This window comes from Actinoplanes ianthinogenes, from assembly GCF_018324205.1.
Classification (GTDB): domain Bacteria; phylum Actinomycetota; class Actinomycetes; order Mycobacteriales; family Micromonosporaceae; genus Actinoplanes; species Actinoplanes ianthinogenes.
The window spans coordinates 1174990-1194667 of record NZ_AP023356.1 but is presented as its reverse complement, the minus strand read 5'-3'; the positions used below and the strand labels follow the sequence as shown (position 1 = coordinate 1194667).

Here is a 19678-nt window from a genome sequence, read left to right as displayed (position 1 = left end):
GGACGGGCCTTGGCCCGTCCCCGGATCGGTCAGCTTTCGAGTTTGAGCCAAAGGGCGCCCAGCGGCGGCACGCGCAGAGAGACCGAGTGGTCGAAGCCGTGCCAGGGCAGGTTCTCCGCCTCGACCGCGCCCATGTTGCCGACGCCCGAGCCGCCGTAAAGTTCGCTGTCGGTGTTGATGACCTCCAGCCAGCGGCCCGGTTTCGGCAGGCCGATGCGGTAGTTCTCGTGCGGGATCGCGGCGAAGTTGACGATGCAGGCGAGGGTGTCGCCGTTCGGCGCGAAGCGGACGAACGAGAACGTGTTGTGCTGCGAGTCGTCGCTGGTGATCCAGCGGAAGCCGGACGGGTTGGTGTCCTGCGTCCAGATCGCCGGGGTGTCCTTGTAGACCCGGTTCAGGTCGGTGATCAGCGCCTTGACGCCGCCGAACTGGGGGTCCTCGAGGAGCTGCCAGTCCAGGCCGCGTTCCTCGCTCCACTCGCGCAGGTCGCCCATCTCGGCGCCCATGAAGAGCAGTTGCTTGCCGGTGAAGGCCCACATGAAGCCGAGCAGCGCCCGGGTGTTGGCGAGTTTCTGCCACAGGTCGCCGGGCATCTTGCCGGTCAGCGAGCCCTTGCCGTGCACCACCTCGTCGTGGCTGATCGGCAGGATGTAGTTCTCGCTCCAGGCGTACACCGTCGCGAAGGTCATCTGGTGGTGGTGCCACTGCCGGTGGATCGGCTCCTTGACCATGTAGGCCAGGGTGTCGTTCATCCAGCCCATGTTCCACTTGAAGCCGAAGCCGAGGCCGCCGAGGTGGGTGGGGCGGGTGACGCCCGGCCACGCGGTGGACTCCTCGGCGATGGTGACCACACCGGGGTGGTGCTTGTAGACGGTCGCGTTCATCTCCTGGAGGAAGCTGATCGCGTCCAGGTTCTCCCGGCCGCCGTACTGGTTCGGCGTCCACTCGCCGTCCTTGCGGGAGTAGTCCAGGTAGAGCATCGACGCGACGGCGTCGACCCGCAGGCCGTCGGCGTGGAACTCCTCGCACCAGTACAGCGCGTTGGCGACCAGGAAGTTGCGCACCTCCTTGCGGCCGAAGTCGAAGACGTAGGTGCCCCAGTCCGGGTGCTCGCCGCGCCGCCAGTCGCCGTGCTCGTACAGCGGGGTGCCGTCGAAGCGCGCCAGCGCCCACTCGTCCTTGGGGAAGTGGGCCGGCACCCAGTCGAGGATCACGCCGATCCCGGCCTGGTGCAGCTTGTCCACCAGGTACCTGAACTCGTCGGGATTGCCGAACCGGGAGGTGGGCGCGAAGTATCCGGTCACCTGGTAACCCCAGGAGCCGCCGAACGGGTGCTCCATGACCGGCATCAGCTCGACGTGGGTGAACCCGGTTTCCACCACGTAGTCGACCAGCTGGGAGGCCAGTTCGGTGTACGACAGACCGGGCCGCCACGAGCCCAGGTGCACCTCGTAGCAGCTGACCGGTTCCTGGTGCCACGCCTTCGACGCCCGTGACCGCATCCAGGACTCGTCGTGCCACTCGTACGAGGACTGGTAGACGACCGACGCGGTGGCCGGCGGCACCTCGGTGTGCTGGGCCAGCGGGTCGGCGTGCTCCCGCCACACCCCGTCCCGGCCGAGGATCTTGAACTTGTACTTGGTGCCGACGTGCGCGGTCGGCACGTACAGCTCCCAGACGCCGCTGGAGCCGAGCGAGCGCATCGGCCACCCGTCGTGGGGACCCCAGCCGGCGAAGTCGCCGATCACCTGGACGCCGCGGGCGCTGGGCGCCCACACCGCGAACGCCACGCCGGTGCCGCGCGGCTGGGCGCCGAGCACCCGCCAGAGCTTCTCGTGCCGGCCCTCGCCGATCAGGTGCAGGTCCAGCTCGCCCAGGGTGGGCAGATGACGGTACGGGTCGTCGCACTGCGTCCCGTCCACGTCCAGCCGGTAGTCGAGCACCGTCCCGGGCAGCTCGGCCGCGAAGATCCCGTCCGGGTGGACCAGGGTCGTCTCGTACCGCTCGCCCTCGTGCAGGACGGCCACCGCGGAAGCGCCCTTGCGCAGGGTCCGGATCACGGTGTGCCCGCCGCCGGGGTGCGCCCCGAGGACGGCGTGCGGGTCGTGGGTGTCGCCGGAGATCACGGCGTGCATGGCCCGCTGGTCGGCGGCGAGCCTGGAGGTGGTGTGCCCGATCATCTTCGCTTCCTCTGGAGAGAAAAGGGGGTCAGCCGACCAGCCGCGCGATCGACCGCAGGGGGATCCGCAGCCATCCGGGACGGTGTCGGGCTTCGTAAGCGGCCTCGTAGACGGCCTTGTCGAGTTCGTAGGCGGCCAGCAACGTCTCCTGCGCGCGCGGGTCGGTCCCGGCCGCGTGCGCGTAGCCGTCGCAGAACGCGGCCCGGTTGCGGTCCACCCACTCCCGGGCGCGGGTGGCCAGGTGCTCGTCGTCGTCCTGGTCGACCAGCAGCTGGTAGGCGGCGTATTCGTAGGAGCGCAGCACCCCGGCGACGTCGCGCAACGGTGAGTCGGGCAGCCGCCGCTCGTCCAGGGGCTGCCCCGGCTCACCCTCGAAGTCGATCAGCAGCCAGGCCTCGGGGGTCCGCAGCACCTGCCCGAGGTGCAGGTCGCCGTGCACCCGCTGGACGGTCACCTCCTCGCCGGTCAGCGACTCGAACCGCTCGGTGATCGCCGGGACGTACTGCTGGAGCTCGGGGACGGCGTTGGCGTTGGTGCGCAGCCGGGCCAGCACCGCGTCGACCGGGAACGGCGACGGCCCGGAGCCCAGCTCCTCGGCGAGGGTCAGGTGCACCGACGCGACCGCCTCGCCGAGCCGGTACGACTCGCCCTGGAAGTCCCCGCCCGCCTCGTCGGCGTGGAACTCCGCGTCGGCGAACAGGTCCCGGGCCGACGCGGTCGCCATCGCCCAGCCCTCGGCCGAGTTCGCCGCGTACGCGGTGACCATCCCGAGCGAGCACTGCCCGGCGTCGTCGGACGCCTCGAACGACCCGAGCAGCCGGGCCACGTGCGGGTTCCCCGCCCGCCCGAGCACCCGGTTCAGTTCGATGTCCGGGTTGATCCCGCAGGTGACCCGGCGGAACACCTTGAGGATCGCGTCCTGCTCGAAGATCACACTGGTGTTGCTCTGCTCCGCGTCGAACACCCGCGGCCAGGACTCCAGCGGCAGGTCGGCGCCCGGTTCCTTCTCGAAGGTCAGGTCACCGACCGGCTCGGAGCGGTCGACCAGGCTCAGCAGGTACCTCGCGGCCTCGGGGGAGTAGAGGGCGTCGTACGCCGCGCGGCCCCGCTCGTCGACCCCGATGGTGGCCACCGCGCTGTACTCGGGCAGCAGCTCGGCGCCGCGGGCCACGAGCAGCTGGTACCGCTCGGAGCTGCCGTCGGTGTAGTCGACGTCGATCAGGACCAGTTCGAGATCCTCGCCCAGCGACGTGGACGAGGCCTCCTTGATCGAGGCGAGCACCCGGCTGCGCCCCGCGTACCAGCGTTGTTTCGGTAACCACTCGGCATAAGGCAGCGTCATTGCTTCTCCTCAGACCCGCACAACTGGAACCAGTAGAAGCCGTGTCCCGGAAGGGTCAAAAGGTACGGCAGCTGACCGATCCGCGGGAAGTTCACGTGGCCGGTCAATTCCACCGGGGTGTACCCGTTCCAGTGCTGCAAGTTGAGTTCGATGGGCTGCGGGAACCGCGACAGGTTGTTGACGCAGAGCACCACGTCGTCGCCGTACTCCCGCAGGTACGCCAGCACCGAGGGGTTGGAGCCGCCCAGCTCGCGGAACGTCCCGACGGCGAACGCCTCGTGCCGGCGGCGTACCGCCAGCATCGTCCGGGTCCAGTTCAGCAGGGACGTCGCGCTGTCCCGCTGGGCTTCCACGTTGACCGCTTGATAGCCGTACACCGGGTCCTGGTTGACCGGCAGGTAGAGCCGGCCGGGGGTGGCGGTGGAGAACCCCGCGTTGCGGTCCGGCGTCCACTGCATCGGGGTGCGTACGCCGTCCCGGTCGCCGAGCCAGATGTTGTCACCCATCCCGATCTCGTCGCCGTAGTAGAGCACCGGCGAGCCGGGCAGCGACAGCAGCAGGGCGGTGAACAGCTCGATCTGGTTCCGGTCGTTCTCCAGCAGCGGGGCCAGCCGGCGACGGATGCCGACGTTCGCCTTCATCCGTGGGTCCTTGGCGTACTCCGCGTACATGTAGTCGCGCTCTTCGTCGGTCACCATCTCGAGCGTCAGCTCGTCGTGGTTGCGCAGGAAGATGCCCCACTGGGTGTTCTCCGGGATGGCCGGGGTCTGCGCCAGGATCTCCGAGATCGGGAAGCGCGACTCGCGGCGCACCGCCATGAAGATGCGCGGCATCAGCGGGAAGTGGAACGCCATGTGGCACTCGTCGCCGCCGGTCTTCGGATCGCCGAAGTACTCCACCACGTCGGCCGGCCACTGGTTCGCCTCGGCCAGCAGCACCCGGCCGGGGAACTCGTCGTCGATCACCTTGCGGCAGTGCTTCAGGAAGGCGTGCGTGGCCGGCAGGTTCTCGCAGTTGGTGCCCTCCTCCTCGAAGAGGTACGGCACCGCGTCCAGCCGGAACCCGTCGATGCCCAGGTCCAGCCAGAACCGCAGGACGTCGAGCATGGCCTCCTGCACGGCCGGGTTCTCGTAGTTGAGGTCCGGCTGGTGGGAGAAGAACCGGTGCCAGTAGAACTGCCGCCGCACCGGGTCGAACGTCCAGTTCGACTCCTCGGTGTCGACGAAGATGATCCGCGCGTCCTGGTACTTCTCGCTGGTGTCGTTCCAGACGTAGAAGTCGCCGTACGGCCCGTCCGGCTCGTGCCGCGACGCCTGGAACCACGGGTGCGAGTCCGAGGTGTGGTTCATGACGAGGTCGGTGATCACCCGGATGCCCCGCTTGTGCGCGGCGTCGAGCAGCGCCACGAAGTCCTCGACCGTGCCGAACTCGGGCAGCACCTTGTAGAAGTCGCGGATGTCGTACCCGCCGTCGCGCAGCGGCGAGTCGTAGAACGGCGGCAGCCAGAGGCAGTCGACGCCGAGCCACTGGAGGTAGTCGAGGCGCTCGATCAGGCCGCGCAGGTCGCCGCCACCGTCCGAGCCCGAGTCGTAGAACGCCCGGACCAGCACCTCGTAGAAGACGGCGCGCTGAAACCAGGTGCGGTCCGCCGGGAGCGCCCGGGCATGGCCGAAGTCGGCCGAGTCCGGGTGCTCGACCACGCCGTCCTCGGTGTGACTTCCCTCGGCCGGATCGTGCTCGCTCGTCAAGTCCATCAGGTGTCCCCTTACCCCGCCTGCACCACGAAGATGTGCGCCGGTTCGACGTACGGATCGATCCGGACCGCGTTGTACTGCCCCCACTCGTACGTCGCACCGGTGATCTGGTCGACCACCGTGAGCTTGTCGTGCCAGTCCTTGCCCAGGGCCGGCATGTCCAGAGTGGTGTTGCCCCACTGCACGTTGGCAGCGTCGAACGACACGATGACCAGCACGGTGTTGCCGGTGTCGGCGTCGCGCTTGGAGAAGCACAGCAGCGCGCCGTTGTCGATCTCGTGGAAGCGCAGGTTGCGGAGCCAGTGCAGGGCGGGGTTCTGCTCCCGGATCCGGTTCAGCTTGGTCAGGTAGGGCGCGAGCGAGCGCCCCGCCCGCTCGGCGGCGGCGTAGTCGCGTGGCTTCAGCTCGAACTTCTCGTTGTCGATGTACTCCTCCGAGCCGGGCCGGGCCACGTGCTCGAACAGCTCGTACCCGGAGTAGATGCCCCAGGACGGGGTGAGCATCGAGGCCAGCACCGCACGGATCTTGAACATCGGCGGCCCGCCGTGCTGCAACGTCTCGTGCAGGATGTCCGGGGTGTTGGGCCAGAAGTTCGGGCGCATCCAGTCGATCGACTGAAGCAGTTGCTGCATGTACTCGCGCATCTCGGGCGCGGTGGTACGCCACGTGAAGTACGTGTACGACTGGGTGAAGCCGATCTTGCCGAGCCCGTTCATCATGGCCGGCCGGGTGAACGCCTCGGCCAGGAACAGCACGTCCGGGTTGGTCTCCTTGACCTTCGGGATCAGCCACTGCCAGAAGTTGACGGCCTTGGTGTGCGGGTTGTCGACGCGGAAGATCTTCACGCCGGCGTTCACCCAGTGCATCACCACGCGGTAGACCTCGTCGCGCAGCGTGCGGTAGTCGTTGTCCCAGTTGATCGGGTAGATGTCCTGATACTTCTTGGGCGGGTTCTCGGCGTACGCGATGGTGCCGTCCGCCTTGGTGGTGAAGAACTCGGGGTGCTCGCGCACCCACGGGTGGTCCGGCGCGGCCTGGAGGGCCAGGTCCAGCGCCACCTCCATACCCAGTTCCTCCGCCTTCTCACGGAAGGCGATGAAATCTTCCAGCGTGCCGAGCTGCGGGTGGATCGCGTCGTGCCCACCCTCGTCGGACCCGATCGCCCACGGCGAGCCGACGTCCTCCGGCCGGGCGACCAGCGTGTTGTTCCGCCCCTTCCGGTTGATCTTGCCGATGGGGTGGATCGGCGGCAGATACACGACGTTGAAGCCCATCTCCGCGATGGCGGGCAGGCGAAGGGCGGCCGTCTGGAAGGTGCCGTGCCTGATGGGCGTCGCGTCCGGGCCGATCTCGGCGCCCTCCGACCGAGGGAAGAACTCATACCACGCCGAGTACAGCGCCCGCGGGCGATCCACCCAGAGGGCGAACGACCGGGTGGTGGTGACCAGGTGCCGCACCGGGTTGTGCCAGAGCAGCTCCTCCAGGTCCAGCGCCGGGGTCACCCGGGCGAACAGCGAGCGCTGCTGGTCGCGCAGCGCGGCGGCCGCGGCCCGCACCCGCTCCTCGTGCTCGGTCGGCACGATCTTGGTGGCCAGGTCGAGGATCTCGGCGCCCTCGGCGATGTCGTTCGCCAGATCCTCAGCGCCCTGCCCGGCGCCGATCTTCTTCACCACGGCGTCGCGCCACGTCCGGTACGGGTCGTCGAACGCCTCCACCGTGAACGTCCACCGCCCGACCTCGTCCGGCCGGATCGTCGCGTGCCACTGGTCCAGTCCCGGCGTGCCGGGGGTCATCCGGGTGAACGGCTTGGTCTGGCCGTCGGGGCCACGCCATACCACATTCACACCGAGTGCGTGGTGACCTTCGCGATAGGACACCGCGGAAACCGGCACCAGTTCACCGACCACCGCCTTCGCGGGGTAGCGGCCACCGGACACAGCCGGCGTCACGTCTTCGATGGGGAAGCGACCGGTCATGATCTCCACCGTAGTCAGAGGGGCTCAGCAGGACCCGGCGACCGGAAAAACCACCGCGGTCGTCCTTTGACTTCTCCGGAGTGGAGCGTTTGAAACGGCCGATCGCCGATGCCGCCAAACCTACCGGAGTCCCCCTACCGTTTCGCATCCATCCGGGGCCGCGCGCCGCTGGAAAACACGACAAGTTCACCTTCCCGCAACAGGCGCTCGTCGCGGCTCATCCGCAGCGGCGGAACCCGGCCGGCGAGCACGATCACGTTGCCGGCCCGCCGCCCCCGGACGACCGCCTGGTCACCCAGCAGACCGACCTCGGCGAAGGCCGCCGCCACGGTCGCCACCTGAACCCTCGTGAAGGCCATCGGTGGGACGTCCGTCACGTTCATGATCAGCAGCCCGTCCGGGCGCAGAATCCGGCGCAGCTGCCGGGCGAACTCGACGGTCCCCAGATGCCCCGGCATCGCGGCGCCGCTGAAGGCGTCGGCGACGATCACGTCGTACCCCTCGGTCGCGGCCCGCTCCACCGCCTCCCGCGCGTCGCCCACGACGATCTCGAGCGGCCGCTCCGGCGGCAGCTCCCGCCGCACCATCGCGATCAGCTCACCGTCCAGCTCCACCACGACCTGCGCGACATCCGGCCACCACCGGGCCGCCAGGCGCGGCACGGTCAGCCCGCCCCCACCGAGATGCAGGACCCTTTCCGGTACGCCGGAGCGCGCCCACGACGACAAGGCACGGGCGATCAGTTTGACGTAGCCGAACTCCAGGTATTCCGGGTCGGCGAGGTCGACATATGACTGGGGCACGCCGTCGGCGAGCAACGTCCAGCCGTGTGGCCGCGCCGGGTCGGGCACCAGCTCGGCTCGGCCCGCGGTCACCCGCTGCCGCGCTCCGGCGCGCTCGGGTGTGCGTCGGTTGCCGTGCGTTGCCATCGAGGAACCTTACTCAAGACCGGGGGTGCCATGACCGAGCAATACCCATGACGCGGCCGAGTCCCGGCCGCGCCTGAGGTAAGGAGCACGTCGTGGCCGGACCGTCGACCGCACTGTCCCCGGTGATCGCCGCCAGCACCCACTGGCTCGCCCGGGCCTACCCCGGCGGTGAGTCGAACACGGTCGCGCACACCCTCTCCGAGCTCCAGGCCCGGCAGGCCGTGACGGTCGCCGCCTGGCTGCGCTACCCGACCGAGATCGACGCGGCGCTGGTCGCCATCGCCGGGCCGGGCGGCTCCGCGGTGCTGGACTGGAAGGCCGGCAGCGAGCCGGACGACGAGTTCGCCGAGGGCGAGGGCTGGCGCACCTGGGTCGACGAGGTCGTGGTCAGCTGGGCCGCCTGCCTGCTCGCCGACCCGATGCTGGCCCGCCGCGGCGTGGACGCGGTGATCGCCGCGGTGCCGATCCCGGAGCCCCGGCCCCGGCCGCACACCCGTCGCGCCGGCGGGCTGCCCAGCGAGTTCCGCCGCCTGCTCCAGCCGGATGTCCGGGACCGGGAGGCGGCCACGCTGCTGCGGCACCCGGACCTGCTGGAGCCGATCGCGGCGATGCATCGGGACACGCTGCTGTATCTGCTGGACGCTGAGCAGTCTCGGGAGCCGCTGGCGGCGTAGCCCCCGCCCGCCGCGCGAAAACCCCCGCCCTCCCTGGGGGGGGGGCGACCCCAAACACAGTCTGACGGCCGGCCCCAGCCCCGCGCGGCCACGCTGTGGACAACCCACGACTGTGGAAAAACTCAACCCTCTCTGCCCGGTGTGCTGGGGCGTTCCTCGCGCCCGCCGGACAGCACGCCTGACCCCTCGCGGAGAGGGCTGAAACCGCACGGCCGGCACCCCGCCTTGTCCTCCTGGGGGTGCCGGCCGTGCGGCCATTCCGCGTTCAGCTGTCGGCGAGCCGCGCCGGGAAGCCACCCGTGGCGATCGGACCCCAGCTCTCGATCGTCACCCGGATCAGGCACTTGCCCTGCTCGCGCATCGCCTGCCGGTACTCCTCCCAGTTCGGGTGCTCGCCCGAGATGCACCGGAAGTACTCCACCAGCGGCTCCACCGCCTCCGGCAGGTCGATCACCTCGGCGGTGCCGTCGACCTGGACCCACGGGCCGTTCCACTCGTCCGAAAGCACGCAGAGGGTGACCTGCGGGTTCCGCCGGATGTTGGCGACCTTGGCCCGCTCCGGATAGCTGGAGATCACGATCCGCCCCTCGGTGTCGACACCGCACGTGTTCGGCGACGACTGGGGACGGCCGTCCTTGCGCACAGTCATCAGGATCGCGTGGTGCCGTGGGCGCAGGAACTCCAGCAGCTCCGCCCGATCGGCCCGGGTGTTGGTGGCGATGGTGCGGGGCATCAGGCCTCCCCGGCGTTGACGGTGTGCGCGACGCCGTCCGGCGAGCCGGCGGTGCCGGCGTGCACCGGGATGGCGCCCGGGTGCTGGCCGTGCCCGCTCGCGGCCTGCTCGGCGGAGACCGCGGCGCCGATGATGCCGGCGTTGTTCAGCAGCGTGGCCGCCACGACCGGGGTGTTGATCTCCAGGAGCGGGAAGTACCGATCCGCCTTCTTGCTGACGCCGCCGCCGATGATGAACAGCCGCGGGGAGAGCAGCATCTCGACGTGCCGCAGATACTTGCTGACCCGGTGCGCGTACTGCTCCCAGCTGAGGTCCTCGGACTCGCGGATGCGGTCGGCGGCGATCAGCTCGGCGTCCTTGCCGTCGATCTCCAGGTGGCCGAGTTCCGTGTTCGGCAAGAGCACGCCGTCGAGGAACAGGGCGGTGCCGATGCCGGTGCCCAGGGTCACCATCATGATCAGGCCGGTCTGGTCGTGCCCGCCGAACGCCACCTCGGCCGCACCCGCCGCGTCCGCGTCGTTGAGCACCGTGACCGGTTTGCCCAGCCGCTCGCTGAACAGCCGCGCCGCGGGGGCGTCGACCCAGGACTTGTGCACGTTCGCCGCGGTGCGGGTGACGCCGTCGACGACCACGCCGGGGAACGTCACCCCGACCCCGTCGACGTCGAACCCCTCGAACTTGGCCGCCACCTCGGCGACCGCGTCCACCACGCTGTCGACGTCGGCCGGCTGGGGAGTGGGAACGCGGAACCGCTCGTCGAGCAGCTCGCCGCGCGCGGTGTCGACCGGCGCACCCTTGACGCCCGAGCCGCCGATGTCGATGCCGAGGATGGTCATCCGTAATCTTCCCGTCTTCCTGCTGGTCACTCTGTCGTGCTGTTTACCACGAAGGTCCGACGGCAAATCCCGCGCGCCCCTGCGGGACCGCCCCGGACTCCATAGGATGAATTCGTCGTGTAGTTCCCGTATTCACGCAACGTCACTCATACTTTCGGCTAGGCAGGGCTAGGCTTCTCGGCTAGCGTTGCCTCTCAGAACGGTCGCCGCGTGCGGGCACGGCTCTCTGCCCGTCTGATGGAGGACCACCCATGGCAACGATCGAGCTTCATGGCGAGCAGGCGTACGCCGCACCCGAGGCCACCGCCACCGAGCTGCTGGACGCGATGGCCGCGTCACCGGCCGGACAGGATCGTTCCCGGTTGCGGGACCGGGCGATCGAGGCGTGGCTGCCCCTGGCCCGGCACCTCGCCCATCGGTATTCGGGGCGTGGCGAGCCCACCGACGACCTGGTGCAGACCGCGACGGTCGGCCTGATCAAAGCGGTCGACAAGTTCGATCCGGACCGAGGTGTCGACTTCGCCGGTTATGCGATTCCCACCATCATCGGTGAGATCAAGCGGCATTTCCGTGACCGTACGTGGTCGGTCCGCGTGCCGCGCCGCCTCCAGGAGTTGCGGCTGGCGATCACCGAGGCGAACAGCACTCTGACCCACAAACTGGGACGTTCTCCCACCGTGCCGGACATCGCCGCCCACCTCGGGATCGGCGAGGAGGACGTGCTGGAGGGCCTGGAGGGCGCACGCGCCTACAACGCGACGTCCCTGTCCACGCCGATCAGCGCGGACGGCACCACCGAGCTCGGCGACACCCTCGGCGGCGAGGACCATGAGTACGAGCTGGCCGAGACCCGGGTGGCACTCGGGCCGGCGCTCGCCTCCCTCGACGAGCGCGAGCAGCGGATCCTGACCCTGCGCTTCTACGGCAACCTGACGCAGTCGCAGATCGCCGACCAGATCGGCATCAGCCAGATGCACGTCTCCCGGCTGCTGACCAAGGCCCTCACCAAGCTCCGCACCCAGCTCGCCAACGACCTGTAAGACCCAGATCAAGATCAAGCGGACTCGGATCCGCGCTGATCACTGATCGTCGCTCCCGCCAGGGACCCTTCCGGGCCGGGCAGGCCGCTGGCGCGGCCAAAACGCCCACCCCTCCAGGGCGACGCCCGCGGCTGCCCCCGACCGCCAACCCCACCCCCGGCTGGCCCTGGCGGCCCTATCCGCGCTCGGAATAGGGCCGTGCACACCAGCCCGACAACCCGGGCTGGCCCTGGTGGCCCTACCCGCGCCGGGAATAGGGCTGTGGACGCCAGCTCGGCACCCCGGGCTGGCCTTGGTGGCCCTATCGACGCCGGGAACAGGGCCATACACACCAGCCCGACGACCCCGGCTGGCCTTGGTGGCCCTATCGACGCCGGGAACAGGGCCATACACACCAGCCCGACGACCCCGGCTGGCCCTGGCGGCCCTGTCCGCGCCGGGAATAGGGCTGTGGATGCCAGCTCGGCAACCCGGGCTGGCCTCGGCGGCCCTATCGACGCCGGGAACAGGGCCATACACGCCAGCTCGACAACCCGGGCTGGCCCTGGCGGCCCTATCCACCCCTGAACAGGGCCATACACACCAGCCCGACAACCCCGGCTGGCCCTGGCGGCCCTATCGACGCCGGGAACAGGGCCGTGCACGCCAGCCCGGCAACCCCGGCTGGCCTTGGTGGCCCTATCGACGCCGGGAATAGGGCTGTGGATGCCAGCTCGGCAACCCGGGCTGGCCTTGGTGGCCCTATCGACGCCGGGAATAGGGCCGTGGACGCCAGCCCGGCAACCCGGGCTGGCCCTGATGGCCCTATCGACGCCGGGAACAGGGCCGTGCACGCCAGCCCGGCAACCCGGGCTGGCCCTGATGGCCCTATCGACGCCGGGAACAGGGCCGTGCACGCCAGCCCGGCAACCCGGGCTGGCCCTGGCGGCCCTGTCCGCGCCCGCAATAGGGCCGTGGACGCCAGCTCGGCAACGCCGGGCTCGGCGGGACGGGGACGGGGACGGGTGGGCTTTAGATCTCCGGGGTTGCGCATCAACAAACGAGCGGCGCGGGAACTTCCGTGCCGCTCGGCTGTTGACGCGGGCCGGTCCGCCTATTGGGCGCCGCTGGCTTGCCAGTTGAGGCGGACCAGGAGGGTGCGGGCTTCGTCGGCCACCTCGGCGTCGGCGAGGACCGCATACTGGGCGGCCTGGAGCGAGCTGCGGGACGAGAAGTCGCGGCGGCCACCGGTGGCCGCGTGGGCGATGGCGCCGAAGACGGCGCCCCAAATCGCGCCGATGATCACCGTGGTGAGGATGACGGCGAACCAGTTCGAGTTGCTGAACAGGCCGAACAGCACACCGATGAACAGTCCGAACCAGGCGCCGCTGGCCGCTCCGGCAGCCGCCGCGCGGGCCGTGGTGAGGCGGCCCAGGACGTTTTCGACCAGGCGCAGGTCGGTGCCGACGATCGAGGTGCGCTCGACCGGGAACTTGTTGTCGGAGAGGTAGTCGACGGCCTTCTGCGCGAGTGCGTAGTCGGCATAGCTGCCGACCACCACGGTCGCGGCGGTGTTCCCGGCCTGCCCGAGCGTCTGCGCCGGCAGTTGCGGCACGCCGGCCGGTCCCGGCGGAATGTGCCCGGTGGCCTGAGGCGCGGCCGCAGCGGGATCGTCGACCGGGCTGCCGGATCCGGAGACGGGAGCCACAGGGCTGTCCGCGCGCGGGGCAGAAGCCGCGGGGTCCGCATGCAAGGCCGGTGTCGCGAGGCTGTCCGCGCGCGGGGCGGAAGCCGCGGGGTCTGCATGCAGCGCCGGTGTCGCGGGGCTGTCCACGCGCGGGGCGGGAGTCGCGGGGCTGGCCGCGCGCGGGGCCGGGGTGGCGGGGGTTTCGGGGTGGGTGGCCGGGGTTGCCGAGGCGGTGGAGTTCTGCTCGCCGGAGCCGGGGGTGGTCATTTGGTGCCTCCTTGGGAGGGGGCCAGCGGATCACCGGCGGTGAGCCGGACCCAGAAATAGAACGTGCCGGCGACGGCGGACACGATGCCCGCCACCCCGGTGAGGAAGGCGAAGCGGCCGGACACCAGATCCGGCAGGACCCGTTCCGACATGGCCACCGTGGCCAGGCCGAACAGGCAGGCCGCGGTCGAGATCGCGCCGACCAGCGCGAGCGGCAGGGTGGCCACCCGGGCCGGGGTGATCGACGGCCGTTCGCCGCCGGACCGGCGCAGCCGGATCACCCAGGTGATCAGGGCGCCGCAGGCCAGCACGATCAGCAGGGCGGCGACGGTGTCGCTCGGCCGGTGCCACTCGGCCCACACGGTGGCCACCGCGACGATGGTGACGTAGGCCGCGCCGAGCAGGCCCATCGCGCCGCGCAGCGCCCTCGGGAAGACCAGGATCAGCACGAACGCGACCGACGCGGCGGCCGCGGTGTGGCCGCTGGGGAACGAGTTCGGCATCCCGGTGCCGTCCAGGTCGGGCCGGTCCAGGTGGGCCTTGAACTGCTGGACGGCGACATTGGCGGCGATCACCAGCAGCGCCGCGCCGATCGCCAGGTCGATGCGCCGGCGCAGGACGCTGACCGCGACCGCGACCAGGCAGACGATCGCCAGCGCGGCGAGTTGGGTGGCCTGCAGGGTCCGGCTGAGCACCTGGGTCACCTGCTCGTGCCGCACGTCGCCGCCGCGCATCGAGGCGGTGTCCACGGCCTGGCCCAGTCCGGTGCGGATGAAGACCGCGTAGACCAGGTACGCCCCGGCCGCCGCGAGCACCGCGACCAGCAGCGGCGATATGGCGTGCCACCGGCCCGGGGCCGGGGTGGTCTCGCTGCGTGCCCGTTGTGCGACCGCCGTCATCGCCTCTCCTGAAAAGTCGACGCCCAAGTGTGGTCACGCCTTTTCCCAGTCTCACTGATTTCCAAGCAACCCACCCGCACCCGGATGCGCACTCGGGGCGCAACGGGCGCAGCGGATCTTCGTACGGAGCCGACCGGAACGAAGGGGACGTTTTCATGAGGCACAGCTCCCGACGACTGCTCACCGGCGCCGCGCTGGTGCTTGCCGCCGGGGCCGGGCTGGGATTGGCGCCGACGGCCGCCAGCGCGGCCGGGGTCACCGCCATCGTCGACGTGAACAGCCAGCTCAAGGTGCGGGCCAAGCCGTCGCTGGCGGCCACCGTCACGGGCACCCTGCACGACGGCCAGAAGATCACGGTGGCCTGCCAGGTGGCCGGGCAGAGCGTGCGTGGCAAGGTGCGCACCACCGCGGCCTGGGACCGGCTGACCAACGGGTACTACGTGTCGCACTCGTACGTCACGACGAACTGGAAGATCCCGGCGTGCGGCGGGACTCCGGCGGCCGACAGGGTGAAGACCAAGCCGGCGCAGAGCGGGGCCACCGCGTACGTGACGGCGAAGGTGCGGACCGCGGACGGGGCGGTGAACGTCCGGACCGCGCCGTCCACCCAGGGCGCCTCGGTGCGCAAGGTGGCCAACGGCGCCACCGTGCAGCTGGTCTGCTCGGTGCCCGGCTCGACCGTCCGGGGCACGGTGCGTACCTCCGGCCAGTGGGACCGGACGACCGACGGGCGGTACCTCTCGCACGCCTACGTCGTCGCCGCCACCCTGGCCGCCTGCGCGACCTCGTCACCGACCGCGCCGGCCACCCCGTCGATGACCCAGACGCAGTTCATCGCGGCCGCGGTGCCCGGCGCCCAGCAGGGCTGGCGGCAGTTCGGCGTCCCGCCGTCGGTCACCATCGCCCAGGCGATCCTGGAGTCCGGCTGGGGCCGCAGCGGCCTCGCCGCGGTGGACAAGAACTTCTTCGGGATCAAGTGCCAGAGCGGCAAGTTCGGCACCATCGCCAGCGGCTGCCACGTCTACCAGACCACCGAGTGCGACAAGGCCGGCAAGTGTTTCGCCACGTCGGACGCGTTCCGGACCTACGCCACGATGGCGCACTCGTTCCGTGACCACGGGTACTTCCTGAAGGTCAACCAGCGGTACACGCCGGCGTTCGTCTACACCAAGGACGCCAACAACTTCATCTGGCAGGTGTGGAAGGCCGGTTACGCGACCGACCCGAACTACTACACCAAGGTCACCGGCATCATGGCGGCCTACCGGCTCTACCAGTACGACACCTGGAAGTAATTCGCTTCGCGGGCGCCCCCGTTGGCCGAAGTCCGGCCGACGGGGGCGTTTTGCGGCTTACGCTCTTTATGGTGGAGGGACGGAGCCGATACACCGGCCCGGCGCTGGCCGCCGCGGTCGTGCTCGCCGGGCTCCTGGTCACGCTGCTGACGGTGGCCGGGCTGCGCGCCGCCCAGCGGGAGAACACCCGCCGGGTGATGGATCAGCGCGCCCAGATGGCGGTCGCCGCGGTCCGCGCCGAGACCGATCGCTACCGCACCCTGCTCGACACCGTCGCCGCCGGGATGGCCACCGACAACGACCTGACCTGGGACGACTTCGACCAGGCCAGCGCACCGCTGGAGACCGCCGGGCTGCTCGGCGCGGCCGCGGTCGCCTACGTCGTGCCGGTACCGGCCGCCGGGGTGCCGGCCGCCCAGGCGTACTGGCAGGCGCGCGGCGCGGCCGGGCTGACGCTGCACCCGGGGAGCGGCCGGAACGAGCACTACTTCCCGATCTTCACCCGGGTGCTGACCGAGGACGGGGCCGGCGCCGGGAGCGGCGTCGACCTGGGCACGGTGGCCCAGCCGGTGGCCGCCCTGGACGCGGCCCGGCAGACCATGCGCAGCACCGTCTCGGACACCTACGTGCTGCTGCGTGACCGGGACCTGCCGGCCGGGCGGCAGCAGCAGTCGTTCGCCTTCGTCGCGCCGATCTGGACCCGGTCGAACGATCCGGTGTTCCGCGGCTGGGTGGTGCTCGCCCTGCGCGGTGGCGACTTCCTGTCCGGCGTGCTCAGCACGGTCAGCCAGGGTCAGCTGGACGGCAGCCTGGTCGCGGTGAACAGCGACGGCAGCCGCGCCGAGGTCGCCGAGCTGCGGGTCGGCGGTGAACCGGACCTGTCCCGGGAGCGGCCGATCCCGGTCGCCGACCACACCTGGCTGCTCGGTCTGCGGGCCGACTCCGGCCGGCTGCCCGGCGCGGGCGGACGCCTGCCGGTCACCGTGCTGGCCGGCGGCCTGGTCCTCACCGCTCTGCTGGCCTGGCTGGTCTATGTGCTGGCCACCGGCCGCGCCCGGGCCCGTGCCCGGGTCGAGCAGGCGACCGCCGGGCTGCGGGAGGCCGAGGCGGAGAGCCGGAAACAGGCCGGGCTGCTCGGCGCGATCATGACGACGATCGGGGACGGGGTCAGCGTCGTCGACGACACCGGGCGGGTGCTGCTGGAGAATCCCGCGGCCCAGCGCCTGATGGGGGTCAGCGAGTCCAGCGACCGCCCGGAGGACTGGCAGGAGCACTACGGGGCGTACCGGGCGGACGGCGTGACGCCGCTGCCGACCGAGGAGATGCCGCTGATCCGGGCGATACGCGGGGAGGCGACCGCCGGGGCCGAGGTGGTGATCCGGAACGCGAGGCGGCCGGAGGGCGTGCTGCTCGGCATCGACGCGCGGCCGCTGGACCCGAGCGGCGGGCAGCCCGGGGCGGTCGCGGTGTTCCGGGACATCACCGACCTGCGGCGGCACGAGACCGACCTGTCGATCTTCGCGGGCGTGGTGGCGCACGACCTCAAGGCCCCGCTCGCCATCGCGCGGGGGCACTGCGAGCTGGCCGTCGAGGACCTCGAGGACACCGAGGCGGTGCGCGGGTCGCTGCGCCGGATCATGCGGGCCGTGGACCGGATGGACGCGCTGATCGAGACGCTGCTGGCGTACAGCACGGCCCGGGACGCGCCGCTGCGGATCACCGCGGTGGACCTGCTGCCGCTGGTCCAGGAGGTGCTCCAGGAGCGGGCCGCGAGCCTGCGCGGCGCCGGTGGGCCGGAACCGGTCTGGTCGGTGGGGGAGATGCCGGCGGTGCGGGCCGACCCGGCGCTGCTCCGGCACGTGCTGGACAACCTGGTCGGCAACGCTTTCAAGTACGTCCGGCCGGGCGCCCGCCCGTGCGCCGACGTGACCGCGGTCCCGGCCGGCCCGGGCTGGACCCGGATCGAGGTCAGCGACGCCGGGATCGGGATCCCGGAGGACGAGAGGTCCCGGGTGTTCGAGTCGTTCCACCGGGCGCAGGGCGCGGCCGGGTACGCCGGCACCGGGCTCGGCCTGGCCATCTGCCGGCGGATCGTGGAGCGGCACGGCGGCGAGATCGGTATCGAGGACAACGCCGGCGGGGGGACGCGGTTCTTCTTCACCCTGCCGCTGGCCGGCGCGGAGGAGGCGCAGATGAGGCACATCCCGAAGGAACCCGCGGAGGAGGACGACGCCAAGGTGCGCGCCGCCCTGGACCGGGCGCTCGCCGAGCGGGCGGCGATCCTGGACAGCCGGCTGCCCGGGTTGTCGGCGCTGCCGGCGGCGGATCCGTCGGCGCACGACCCGGCGGCGGCGCGTTTGCGTGCCCCGGTGCCGGACCACCAGCACCAGGACTGATCACCGGGCTCCGGGCGTACCCGAATCGGATTTTGATCGTGAACCTAGGCGGTGTCCGGGGTGGTCTGCGGGAGCAGGGCCGCGACCAGGGCCAGCAGCTGGGCCGGGACGAACGGCTTGAGCAGCGTCGCCGACGCGCCCGCGTCGCTGGCCTGCGCGTCCCCGGGCATCAGCGACCCGCTGGCCACCACCACCGGAATGTGCCGCAGGTCGTCGTCGGCGCGGATGGCCCGGCACAGGTCCAGCCCGGTCATCCGCGGCATGTCGACGTCGGTCACCACCAGGTCGGGCCGGTGCTCGCGGATGGCGGCCAGCGCCGCCGCCCCGTCCGCCGCCACCACGACCCGGTGGCCGGCCCGCTCCAGCGAGCGTTTGAGCACGTAGCGGATGTCCTCGTGGTCCTCAGCGACAACGATCACCCTCGGCCTCGATTCGGTTGTCCGATCCCGTCATTCGGGATATCGAGCCAGGGTGTCCCGGGGACACGGGGACGGGGGCGTCCATCCCGGCCGGTCCGAAAGGGCTGAACGGACGATCTCTCCACCTTGACCGGTGGGCGTGCCATCCGCACAGTGAGGCGCGTGAATTCAGATCAACAGGATGCCGGGGCCGAGCCGGCTACTGATAAGCCCGAGCCGAAGCGGCGCGGGTGGTTCGGGCGGCGCGCGGGCTGGCAGAAGGCCCTCATCGTGCTCTCGGTGCTGCTGGCGGTCCTGATCGGCGGCGTGACCGCCGGTGGTTACGTCCTGGTCAACCGCTATGAGAACAAGGTGGACCGGGCCGCGCTGCTGCCCTCCGCACCCGCCGAGGAGGCCGCGCAGAGCCGGGCCAACTGGGACTCCGGGGCGCTGAACCTGCTGCTGCTGGGCTCCGACTCCCGGGCCGCCGAGCCCGGCGGGACCAGCCCGATCGGCGAGCGCTCGGACACCATCATGCTGGTGCACATCGCCAGGGACCGCAGTCGCGCCACGATCGTCTCGATCCCGCGGGACAGCTACGTCGAGGTGCCGGCCGGCGGCAGCTGGAAGGGCGGCAAGAACAAGATCAATGCGGCGTTCGCGTTCGGCGGGGCGGCGCTGACCGCGGCCACCGTGCGCAAGCTGACCGGCGTCCCGCTGGACGGCGCCATGATCGCCAACTTCACCAGCATCCACGACCTGGTCGACGCGGTGGACGGGGTGAACGTCTGCGTCCCGTACGACGTCAAGAGCACCTTCTCCGACCGGGAGTGGAAGCAGGGCTGCCACGACATGGACGGCGCGATCGCCGAGGAGTTCATGCGGCAGCGCTACAACGTGCCCGGCGGCGACTTCGGCCGGATCCGCAACCAGCAGCTGGTGGTCAAGGCGGTGATCGCCAAGGTGGCCAAGAACAAGCTGCTGTTCAAGCCGCTCCAGCTGGACGAGCTGCTCGGCATCGCGGCCGACTCGCTGACCGTCGACGAGAACCTGGACCTGCGCGACCTGGTGCTGGCGGTACGCGACATCCGGCCGTCGAACATCACGTTCGCGACCGTGCCGTACACCCGGGCCGACCTGAAGACCCCGGCCGGCAGCGCGGTCCAGCTCGACACCAAGGCGGCCGCCGAGATGTTCGCCGCGGTCAAGAACGACACCATCGACCAGTGGCTGGCCGCCCACCCGGACGGCACGGTCGACGACGAGGACGAGCAGGGGGACTGAGAGGGCGGC

At 70.8% G+C, this 19678-nt stretch carries 15 protein-coding genes; 5 read left to right on the top strand and 10 right to left on the bottom strand.

The features are described from left to right. Positions 1-29 precede the first annotated feature (29 nt). The 5 genes from glgB to Aiant_RS05450 all read right to left on the bottom strand — a co-directional run bounded on the left by glgB (position 30) and on the right by Aiant_RS05450 (position 8181). Entirely contained in the window at positions 30-2135 is a 2106-nt protein-coding gene (glgB, locus tag Aiant_RS05470; protein ID WP_189335979.1) for a 1,4-alpha-glucan branching protein GlgB, read from the bottom strand. A gap of 73 nt (positions 2136-2208) precedes the next feature. After that, on the bottom strand, positions 2209-3522 hold the full coding sequence (locus tag Aiant_RS05465; protein WP_189335951.1) for a maltokinase N-terminal cap-like domain-containing protein: 1314 nt from the start codon (positions 3520-3522) through the stop codon (positions 2209-2211). Next, the gene (gene treS, locus Aiant_RS05460; protein ID WP_189335952.1) at positions 3519-5276 is read right to left on the bottom strand and encodes a maltose alpha-D-glucosyltransferase; all 1758 of its coding nucleotides are present in this window, start codon (positions 5274-5276) and stop codon (positions 3519-3521) included. Before treS ends, Aiant_RS05465 begins: the two co-directional genes overlap by 4 nt. Before the next feature lie 11 nt (positions 5277-5287). Further along, the gene (locus Aiant_RS05455) at positions 5288-7252 is read right to left on the bottom strand and encodes an alpha-1,4-glucan--maltose-1-phosphate maltosyltransferase (protein WP_189335953.1); all 1965 of its coding nucleotides are present in this window, start codon (positions 7250-7252) and stop codon (positions 5288-5290) included. 134 nt (positions 7253-7386) lie between these two features. Continuing rightward, positions 7387-8181 carry a spermidine synthase gene (locus tag Aiant_RS05450; protein ID WP_189335954.1) on the bottom strand — a complete coding sequence of 265 codons (795 nt, stop codon included), beginning with the start codon at positions 8179-8181 and terminating at the stop codon, positions 7387-7389. Positions 8182-8273: 92 nt separating this feature from the next. On the opposite strand from Aiant_RS05450, the gene Aiant_RS05445 reads away from it, so the two are divergent. Further along, positions 8274-8855, top strand: a complete 582-nt coding sequence (locus Aiant_RS05445; RefSeq protein ID WP_189335955.1) for a hypothetical protein — start codon at positions 8274-8276, stop codon at positions 8853-8855. Positions 8856-9120: 265 nt separating this feature from the next. Here the strand turns inward: Aiant_RS05445 and Aiant_RS05440 are convergent, their stop codons facing one another. Next, the gene (locus tag Aiant_RS05440) at positions 9121-9588 is read right to left on the bottom strand and encodes a PPOX class F420-dependent oxidoreductase (RefSeq protein WP_189335956.1); all 468 of its coding nucleotides are present in this window, start codon (positions 9586-9588) and stop codon (positions 9121-9123) included. Further along, complete coding sequence (ppgK, locus tag Aiant_RS05435; RefSeq protein WP_189335957.1) at positions 9588-10424, bottom strand: polyphosphate--glucose phosphotransferase; 837 nt, start codon at positions 10422-10424, stop codon at positions 9588-9590. The genes Aiant_RS05440 and ppgK overlap by 1 nt, the downstream gene beginning before the upstream one ends. Positions 10425-10675: 251 nt before the next feature. Between ppgK and Aiant_RS05430 the strand changes: the two genes are divergently transcribed. Continuing rightward, positions 10676-11464 (top strand): RNA polymerase sigma factor SigF, encoded by a 789-nt coding sequence (locus Aiant_RS05430; RefSeq protein WP_189335958.1) that lies wholly within the window; start codon positions 10676-10678, stop codon positions 11462-11464. Positions 11465-12557: 1093 nt separating this feature from the next. Here Aiant_RS05430 and Aiant_RS05425 read toward each other — a convergent pair. Both Aiant_RS05425 and Aiant_RS05420 read right to left on the bottom strand, forming a co-directional pair. Continuing rightward, positions 12558-13079, bottom strand: a complete 522-nt coding sequence (locus Aiant_RS05425; protein ID WP_189335980.1) for a YflT domain-containing protein — start codon at positions 13077-13079, stop codon at positions 12558-12560. Between the two features lie 314 nt (positions 13080-13393). Next, positions 13394-14296: a phosphatase PAP2 family protein gene (locus Aiant_RS05420; RefSeq protein WP_189335959.1), complete on the bottom strand. Its 903-nt coding sequence runs from the start codon at positions 14294-14296 to the stop codon at positions 13394-13396. 155 nt (positions 14297-14451) lie between these two features. On the opposite strand from Aiant_RS05420, the gene gsmA reads away from it, so the two are divergent. Together gsmA and Aiant_RS46430 are read left to right on the top strand one after the other, a co-directional pair. After that, positions 14452-15591, top strand: a complete 1140-nt coding sequence (gene gsmA, locus Aiant_RS05415) for a sporangiospore maturation cell wall hydrolase GsmA (protein ID WP_189335960.1) — start codon at positions 14452-14454, stop codon at positions 15589-15591. Between the two features lie 68 nt (positions 15592-15659). Further along, positions 15660-17987 (top strand): ATP-binding protein, encoded by a 2328-nt coding sequence (locus Aiant_RS46430; RefSeq protein WP_189335961.1) that lies wholly within the window; start codon positions 15660-15662, stop codon positions 17985-17987. Between the two features lie 44 nt (positions 17988-18031). On the opposite strand, the gene Aiant_RS05405 is transcribed toward Aiant_RS46430, so the two are convergent. Then, positions 18032-18406: a response regulator gene (locus Aiant_RS05405; protein ID WP_189335962.1), complete on the bottom strand. Its 375-nt coding sequence runs from the start codon at positions 18404-18406 to the stop codon at positions 18032-18034. 162 nt (positions 18407-18568) lie between these two features. Here Aiant_RS05405 and Aiant_RS05400 point away from each other — a divergent pair, with 162 nt between their 5' ends. Further along, positions 18569-19669, top strand: a complete 1101-nt coding sequence (locus Aiant_RS05400; protein WP_189335963.1) for an LCP family protein — start codon at positions 18569-18571, stop codon at positions 19667-19669. Positions 19670-19678: the final 9 nt, after the last annotated feature.

Excerpts from the sequence above, each read along its gene's own strand:
- glgB (WP_189335979.1), bottom strand. The coding sequence starts at position 2,135 with ATGCACGCCGTGATCTCCGGCGACACCCACGACCCGCACGCCGTCCTC.
- Aiant_RS05465 (WP_189335951.1), bottom strand. The coding sequence starts at position 3,522 with ATGACGCTGCCTTATGCCGAGTGGTTACCGAAACAACGCTGGTACGCG.
- treS (WP_189335952.1), bottom strand. The coding sequence starts at position 5,276 with ATGGACTTGACGAGCGAGCACGATCCGGCCGAGGGAAGTCACACCGAG.
- Aiant_RS05455 (WP_189335953.1), bottom strand. The coding sequence starts at position 7,252 with ATGACCGGTCGCTTCCCCATCGAAGACGTGACGCCGGCTGTGTCCGGT.
- Aiant_RS05450 (WP_189335954.1), bottom strand. The coding sequence starts at position 8,181 with ATGGCAACGCACGGCAACCGACGCACACCCGAGCGCGCCGGAGCGCGG.
- Aiant_RS05440 (WP_189335956.1), bottom strand. The coding sequence starts at position 9,588 with ATGCCCCGCACCATCGCCACCAACACCCGGGCCGATCGGGCGGAGCTG.
- ppgK (WP_189335957.1), bottom strand. The coding sequence starts at position 10,424 with ATGACCATCCTCGGCATCGACATCGGCGGCTCGGGCGTCAAGGGTGCG.
- Aiant_RS05430 (WP_189335958.1), top strand. The coding sequence starts at position 10,676 with ATGGCAACGATCGAGCTTCATGGCGAGCAGGCGTACGCCGCACCCGAG.
- Aiant_RS05420 (WP_189335959.1), bottom strand. The coding sequence starts at position 14,296 with ATGACGGCGGTCGCACAACGGGCACGCAGCGAGACCACCCCGGCCCCG.
- gsmA (WP_189335960.1), top strand. The coding sequence starts at position 14,452 with ATGAGGCACAGCTCCCGACGACTGCTCACCGGCGCCGCGCTGGTGCTT.
- Aiant_RS46430 (WP_189335961.1), top strand. The coding sequence starts at position 15,660 with ATGGTGGAGGGACGGAGCCGATACACCGGCCCGGCGCTGGCCGCCGCG.